General features: G+C 39.6%; 4 protein-coding genes. All 4 read left to right on the top strand.

The window, feature by feature from the left end; translation table 11 throughout:
• Nucleotides 1-150 precede the first annotated feature (150 nt).
• Nucleotides 151-288 (top strand): hypothetical protein, encoded by a 138-nt coding sequence (locus BWI44_RS10280; protein WP_181982226.1) that lies wholly within the window; start codon nucleotides 151-153, stop codon nucleotides 286-288.
• Between the two features lie 54 nt (nucleotides 289-342).
• Nucleotides 343-2,970 (top strand): autotransporter outer membrane beta-barrel domain-containing protein, encoded by a 2,628-nt coding sequence (locus BWI44_RS10275; protein ID WP_286813196.1) that lies wholly within the window; start codon nucleotides 343-345, stop codon nucleotides 2,968-2,970.
• Between the two features lie 222 nt (nucleotides 2,971-3,192).
• Nucleotides 3,193-4,371 carry a Wzz/FepE/Etk N-terminal domain-containing protein gene (locus BWI44_RS10270; protein ID WP_286813195.1) on the top strand — a complete coding sequence of 393 codons (1,179 nt, stop codon included), beginning with the start codon at nucleotides 3,193-3,195 and terminating at the stop codon, nucleotides 4,369-4,371.
• Nucleotides 4,364-5,393, top strand: a 1,030-nt coding sequence (locus BWI44_RS10265) for an ABC transporter ATP-binding protein (protein WP_502688833.1), incomplete at its 3' end; no start/stop codon positions are given. The genes BWI44_RS10270 and BWI44_RS10265, both read left to right, overlap by 8 nt.

Below are 5,393 nucleotides of genomic sequence, written 5' to 3'. Positions count from 1 at the left end.
TGCAGGCTGAAAAGGCGGTTTGCTCGTCTTTTTATAGAAAGATTTGCAAGGCTATTAAGGATAACCTAATTCTTTTGATAGCCAGAGATGCATATTACCAGTTAATAATGAAGAGATTTTTAATATTACTAACAATTTAAATTTATGATTATGAAAGTAGAAAAGGAAATGAAGTATGAAGCTCCAGAAGTGGAAATTTTGGAAGTGGAAGTAGAAAAAGGTTTTGCAGGAAGTCCCAATGACGGTTCAGGATTTGATTCGGGAACAATCCCAGGTGATGGGGACTAATAGCATGATACGGTAACATGATATGGAAATGGTATAACATTAACTAATGATAAAATGAAAACAAAAATTTTAGTAAGTTCGTTGTTGGTCACTGCTTTGTTGGCAGGATGTTCCAATGAAGAATATTTGGGAAGTAACGATGATGCTAATAAGCTGAAACGTCCGATGATAGATTTTGCATTTGGTGTTGACAATGCGACTACACGTATGACTGGAGGCTCTGGAATTGCTTTTGATGGAAGTGATAAAGTTGGTGCAGTTCTTGTTGATTATGACTACAATAATCCGACTAGCTATTATACTATACATGAAGGACATGTTGGTAATAATAGATTCTCATGGAATGGTACTTCTGGAAAGTTTGAGACAGATGGTACCATGGTGAAGGGGGCATGGCTGTTCTATTTGCAGTATGATTCCAAAATGACTCAAAGCAGAAATGGCGTGGAATTTGACTTGCCTGTCATTCAGAAATATGCGACAGACTATAGCGAAATTGCCAAGAAAGATTTCCGCATCTCACCAATTATCAATCTGGAGGGACAGGAAGATGGGCATTTCGATAATTTCAATCTGCCGATGGTGTCTGTATACTCTTATGCAAATATCAAGATGAAATTTCCTGAAGCTGTGACTGTACAGAAAATAGTTGTTAAACCAACAGCTGTTGACCTACAAACGTATGCTCCATTTGCCAAGACTTATACTGTTCAAAATTTGGAAATTCCTAATGCGAAGTTGGATCAGAAAGGAGCGCTTGAAACAGATCAGGATGTAATAAATGAAGCTAGAGTTGCATTACAAAATAACAATGTTGATGGTACTATAATAAACTATAATAAGAATACTCTAGATTCTGATTTTAAGGACGTTATTTCTAAAACAACAGGCACTGCTGACCAACAATTGATTGCTCTTGATTGTCTGGATAATGAAACTTCAAGTACTGATTTTCAGGCTCGTATGTTGATTCCTGCCGGTGTATATCATAACATCTCACTATATGCATACACTGATAAAGGGGTGTATAAATATGATGTAAAGAATAGTTATATTGAAAAAGTAGGTAATGATACTCAAGAGGATTTCTATTTAAGAAGACAACATAATGTTAGCCTACATAAAATAGATAATGGTGCTGTTGCTAATGGTAATGCTTTCCTAAATATGGTAGTAACAAAGAGCAATGCAGAACTTGAGAGTGTTAGTGAAACTACAGGTACTGTAGTTATTGGACAGAAAGACTTGGTTGCCGTAATTAATGGTATTAATTCTAACGATGCAGCTAAGATTCGTGTATTAGGTGATGAAGTGGTAATCAATCCGGAGGTAATGGCTGCTTTAACAAACAAGGTACAAGAATTATCTGATGTTAGTTTGACGTTTTCTGATAAGGTTACTGTAGAGGGAGGTGACGATGAGACAAACAGAATGACATTGCATAACGTTACTTTTGAGGGTGGATGTGATGTAACAGAAGGTTATGTTGAAATTGGTGAGGATGTGCAGATCCCTGCAGGGCAAATGATGACTATCGCAGCTGCTAATGTTACTTTTGCAAAGGATAATGTTGCGGGTAGTGATACATACACAGGCGTAACACTTGGTGATGGTGCTGTCGTTAAGATTGCTGAAGATGTAACTATAGGGACAATTACAGGTAATAACGGTACTTTAGAAATTGCTACAGGTGTAAAGTTGACAACTACTACCACTACAAATAATGGTACGGATATTACAGTAAGTGGCACATGGGACTCTTCAACTCTGACCAATACTACTACGATCGGTAATGAAGGAACAATTACTGTATCTACTACCGGTATAATTAATGTAAAAGGTGTAACCGGAAATACTTCCACTATTACCAATAACGGTAACATTAATCTGGCCGCAGTAATGACTAACAGTGGTAGCATGACAAATAATGCTGGCGCTAAGATTATTGCAGGAAATGGAGGTACGGGAAGTTTGACCAATACAGGTAATATTATAAACAGTGGCTCAATGTATTGCTTGAATGGTACAGATAATACTATTAACAATACAGGAATTATTGAGGCTAAAGAAGGTTCAAGAACTTATATTACTACTAATTCCAGTGCAACCGAAGTTAAAACAGATGTAAATACTCAAGTAACACGTGGTGAAGTAAAATGTGAGAAACGTGACGCAGACATGACTGTTGCAAATGCTGCTCAACAGGGTTATATTTCCTGGATTGTTCCAGTAACGACTACAGCTTTGACTGCTGCCGATAATGATAAGTTTAATAAAGTTTATTTAAATGGAGGTTGCGATTTATCATCTTACACTGGAACGACCATTAAATACGTAGTTGTAAACGCCAATGCAACTGTAAAATTGGCTGCAGATTTGGTAGAATTTACAGCAAATGCTAATGTTACATTAAATGTAAACAAGAAGAGCATTACTCATTTGACTATTGCAGATGATAAAGAAGTTTCTGTTCCGACAGGAAATATTCTGGGTGCTTATACCTATGAAGTAGTTGGCGTAATCAAAGAATTTGCCAAGATTGACAATGCAGGTACGCTTCTTGTTGGTGGTAAATTCTATAGTGAAACAATTACTGATTATCCTGATTCTGGTATCTTTGCCAGTGGTTCAGGTAATAATGCAGAGGCTTATTTCTGGAATACGGATAATTATGGCGATTAATAAGCTGACCAATAAGCTAAGCTAAAATAGAGGCTGCCTCAGAATGAAAATGGGACAGCCTCTATTGTTCCATATAAAAATCCTTGATGCTAAAACTTATTGGATTTGTAGTAACTAATCGTCAGTTTAGGCTTTTGTTTACTCAGTAAAAGGCCAAAAACTAAAATAAAGGAAGCCCAATTAATTCCATCATTGTTTTTGTATAGACATTATTACATATTGATGAATCGCAATACTGCAAACAAAAAAAAAGTAAGACAATCGTCCGGACAACAGGAGATAGATTGGCTGATACTATTTGAAAAAATCTATACTTCCAAGAAACAAATACTTCTAACATGCAGCATTGGTGCTGTCATTGGACTGATTGTAGCTTTGGGTACTCCCAAGGAATATACAGCCAGCATTTTTATTGTTCCGGAAAGTTCGCGTAGAGCTACCTCTTCAGGTATAAGTACGTTAAGTGATGTGGTTGGTACTGGTATGAATTCTTCTTCAACTACTGAGAGAGATGCTATTTATTCAGTTTTATATCCTGCCATCATTCATTCTACACCATTTCTTGTCCGACTTTTCGATATTAAAATACGTGGGTTGAAAGATAATACTGTGATTACTCTCTCTCAATATTTGAAAGAACATCAGAAATGTCCGTGGTGGAATTCCGTCACGTCTATACCATCCAAATTGGTGGGCTGGTGTATGACAATGATTCAGGAGAAGCCGAAAGTGGAGAAGGTGAACTCCTCAATAAATATTTTTCAGTTAACCCGTGAAGAGGCGGCTATAGCTGGAATTATTTCCTCAAGAACTAGTGTCGGAATAGATGAAACAGGCAGAAGAAGGAAAATTACTCTATCTGTCACTATGCAGGATCCACAGGTCGCTGCTATTGTAGTAGATACTATACTGGAACATCTGAAGGAGTACGTTACAGAATATAGAACAAGTAAGTCACGCCGCATGCTGGAATACACGGAGAAACTTCGCAAAGAGGCACAGGCGGAGTATTATAAAGCGCAGGAAAAATATACTCGATATGCCGATATAAATCAAGGTTTGGTGAGGCAAACTTCTCGCGCTGAGTTGACAAGGTTGCGGAATGAAATGAATCTGGCACTCACAATTTATAACCAGACGGAGTTGCAAGTCCAAGCTGCCGAAGTGAAAGTGAAGAAGGCGACTCCGGTGTTAGCAGTTATTCAGCCTCCAATAGTTCCTCTGACTCCCTCGAAGCCCCGAAAAATGGTAATCCTTGCGGGATGTATCTTTTTGGCAGGTGCAGGAAGCATTAGCTGGATTTTGTTTGCGAAAGACTTTGTGGAAGGCTTTTTAAGAAACATAAGGAGAAAAAGAAAGACATCGGAAGACGAATATAATCAAATGGTAGTTGATGATTAAAGAAATAATTCAGTTGTTACCTGAAAAGCAACGCAAGCGGGGTGTATGGGTAGCTTTCTCGGTATTGTTACGTGCTATCCTTGATTTTGCCGGAGTGGCAGCACTGATACCGATATTACTGGTAGTGGTAAAACAAGGCGGCGGACGGGGCATGATGCTGGCATTGTGTGGTGCCGTGTTGCTGTTTGTGTTACTAAAGAACGCTTTGGTGGTATTCCTGGCACGTGTACAAAGCCGATACCAGTTGGAGATATACCGGGAATTCAGCAAGCAGGTGTTTGCCAATTATTACCATCGCGGATTGCTTTTCCTAAAAGGGAAGAGCAGTGTGCAACTGGGACATGAGGTAAACTATGTTTGCTATATGTTCAGTTCATGTGTATTGGCTCCGGTCTTTCGCATGGCGGGAGAGGCAGTGCTGGTGCTGCTGATGGTGACGGCACTTGTCGTCTGGGAGCCGCTTGCCGGATTTTTGCTTTGTGCGTCTTTTCTGCCTCTGGCCGGTCTGTATGTGGGTTTGGTACGGAGACGCCTGCGCCGTTATGGCATGGAAGAATTGGAAGCACGTCGCAAGCAGAGCCGCACGGTAGTGGAAGCTTACCGTGGATATGCAGAACTGGAAATTGCCCGGGCTTTCCATACCTCGCTTGCTTCTTTCGACCAAGGAATGGAGTTTATTGTTCACAATCGTCTGCGAATGGAAGTGTACCAACTTTTTCCGTCTTTCCTCTCGGAAGTAGCTATAGTGACCGGATTGGCTTTATTGATTGGCACTGGAAGTGGTGACTTGGGCTTAGTAAGCGGTGTATTTGCGGTAGCAGCTTTCAGGTTGATTCCTGCCGTGAGAGCTGTATTGAACAGCTGGGTAACACTTCAAAATGCTTCGCATACTATAACAGTGGTGAAAGAGGGTATAACTATTATGGGCAATGAACCACAAGAAAACCTACCAAGTGAGCCTCCTTTTGAATTCAGACATACCCTTGAGTTGTGTGGGCTGGAATTCGCATTTCCTGATGGAC

Origin of the sequence: Bacteroides sp. Phil13, from assembly GCF_001940965.1 — a bacterium.
Lineage (GTDB): Bacteria > Bacteroidota > Bacteroidia > Bacteroidales > Bacteroidaceae > Bacteroides > Bacteroides intestinalis.
This window is presented reverse-complemented; position numbering and strand designations above follow the sequence as displayed.